This window comes from Streptomyces sp. KLMMK (assembly GCF_036961605.1).
In the GTDB taxonomy this organism is placed as follows: Bacteria; Actinomycetota; Actinomycetes; order Streptomycetales; family Streptomycetaceae; genus Streptomyces; species Streptomyces telluris.
The window spans coordinates 1-2,241 of record NZ_JBAMDC010000642.1 but is presented as its reverse complement, the minus strand read 5'-3'; the positions used below and the strand labels follow the sequence as shown (position 1 = coordinate 2,241).

The window sequence follows — 2,241 nt, the reverse complement described above, 5'->3', positions numbered from 1 at the left end:
CGGGCTCGCCGGGCAGGCCGGCCCGCTGCTCTCCGGAGCGGACGAGGCCGTCGTGCAGGTGGTCGACGCCCAGTACGGCGGGATCCTGGCCGACTCCGCGAGCGTGCTGGTGGTGTGCCGGCAGTGGACGCGCAAGGGCGGCGGGCCCGTGGTGACGGGCGGGACGACCGTGGACGTACGCCTCGCGCAGGGTGCGACGGCCGGGGCTCCCTGGTCGGTGGGCGGGCTGCACCCGGCGGAGCCGGGCCCCGCCGCCGGTTCGCTGCCGGAGGCGGCGCGCCGGGTGCTGGCCGAGCGGCGGATCCGGCTGCCCGCGGCCGCCGAGGCCGACATCCGCAACGGGGGCGTGCACGCCGGGGTGCTCCGGGCGATGCTGGAGCTGGCGGAGCGCTACCGCTTCGACGTCAGCGTCGTGCGCTCCGGCCACCCCCTGAACGTCTTCGGCACCGACCGGCCCAGCGACCACCCGCCGGGCCGGGCGTTCGACGTGTGGCGGATCGACGACCGGGCGGTGGTCGACCGGGCGACGCCGCACGCGCTGGTCGAGGCGTTCATGCGCGACGCCGTCGCCACCGGCTCGTACAACGTCGGGGGCCCGGTCCTGCCGGCCGGCGGGAGCCCGGGGCGGCCGTTCTTCTCCGACGACACCCACCACGACCACGTGCACGTCGGCTTCGGCAGCTGACGCAGGGCACGGCAAGAGGAGGCCCCGTGACCGTCGAGTACATCCGCTACCGCATCGGCGATCCCGAGCGGCGCGCCGCCTTCGAGAAGGCGTACGCGGCCGCCGCCGAACACCTGTACGCAGCTCCGCAGTGCCTGGGCTACGAGCTCGCGCACGGGGTGGAGGAGCCGGACCGGTTCGTCCTGCGGATCGAGTGGACGTCCGTGCACGACCACGAACACGGGTTCCGGGAAGGGCCGCACTTCCGGCCGTTCTTCGCCGAGATCCGCCCGTTCGTGGACGACATCGAAGAGATGAAGCACTACGAGCGGACTCTCGTCGTCACCAAGGGGAGGGCGTAGGCGCGCTCCCCGAGGGGGTCAGTCGACGCAGGGGACGCCGCCCATCTTCACCGGCGGGCCCTGGAAGGAGTCGGAGGAGACGGGGGCCGAGCCGCCGCCCTTGCCGTCGTCACCGCCGCCACCGCCCGAGCCCTTCGAGCCGCCGGGGCCGCCGCCCTCGTGCTGCGGACCGGCGACCGGCGCGCCGTCGCCCTGCCCCGCCTTCCGCCCCTCCTTCTGCCCGGTCATCGCCCGGACCAGGGACCTGACCTTCTCCGGGTCGACCAGGTTGACCGCCTCTCCCTTGCGGTTGGCGAACCCCTCGATGGGCAGCGTGTGGAACTCGGCGTTGCCCCCGGTGAGGTTGGGGGCCTGCCGGGCGAAGTCGAGGATGTTCCAGCGGTTGTCGATGACGACGTCCTTCTTGATCACGTCGAACAGCCCCTGCAGCTTGCCGAAGTCGCTCCACACGCCCTGTTCCTTGAGCTTGTGCGTAACGGACGACAGGAACGCCTGCTGGCGGTGGGTGCGGTCGAGGTCGCCGCCGGGCAGGCCGTGCCGCTGCCGCACGAAGGACAGCGCCTGGCGGGCGTCGAGCTCCTGCAGCCCGGCGGGGAAGTCCGCGCCGGAGTACCGGTCGCGCACGGGGTGCTTGAGGCAGACCTGGACGGGCTGGACCACCTTGGCGATGTCGTAGAAGCCGAGCAGGTTGAGCTCGGCGAAGTGGTCGATGGGCACGCCGAGGAAGCGCTGGACCGTGGCCAGGGTGGCCTCGCGGCCCGCTTCGCGGCCGCGGTGCTCCAGGTCGGCGCCCTTGACGCCCTGGGCGGACAGCTTCTCCTCGGCCTCGGCCTTGGCGATCCCGTAGGCCTCCTTGATCTTGTGCTCCCCGCGCCCGCCGGCGATCTCCACGTAGTCGTCGCGCGGTATCGAGAAGGCCGTCACCCTGCCGCCGCCGGCCGGGATGTGCATGAGGATCAGCGTGTTGGTGTTGTAGCCGCCGATGTCGCTGGAGCCGGCGTGCAGTTCGTCCTGGACGAACTCCTTGGGCAGGTCGTTGCCGTTCATGTCCTTGCGGCTGTCGAGGCCGATCAGGAGCAGGTTCACCGCGTCGCCGCGCCCCCGCGGCGCGCCGTCGCGCAGGGCGTCCAGGGCGCTGGAGGTGTTCACCCCGCGGTCCAGCCAGTGGTATGCGCACCAGCCGACGCCGCTGGTCAGCATGACGGCCGCCGAGGT

At 72.9% G+C, this 2,241-nt stretch carries 3 protein-coding genes; 2 read left to right on the top strand and 1 reads right to left on the bottom strand.

Annotation, left to right across the window (positions count from 1 at the left end; all coding sequences use genetic code 11):
• Both V7793_RS36640 and V7793_RS36635 read left to right on the top strand, forming a co-directional pair.
• Positions 1-685: hypothetical protein (locus V7793_RS36640; protein ID WP_336014001.1), on the top strand; the 685-nt coding region annotated here is incomplete at its 5' end.
• A 26-nt stretch (positions 686-711) separates the two neighbouring features.
• Entirely contained in the window at positions 712-1,026 is a 315-nt protein-coding gene (locus V7793_RS36635) for a putative quinol monooxygenase (RefSeq protein WP_168093801.1), read from the top strand.
• An 18-nt stretch (positions 1,027-1,044) separates the two neighbouring features.
• On the opposite strand, the gene V7793_RS36630 is transcribed toward V7793_RS36635, so the two are convergent.
• A partial coding sequence (locus V7793_RS36630) for an LCP family protein (RefSeq protein WP_336014000.1) occupies positions 1,045-2,241 on the bottom strand: 1,197 nt, incomplete at its 5' end.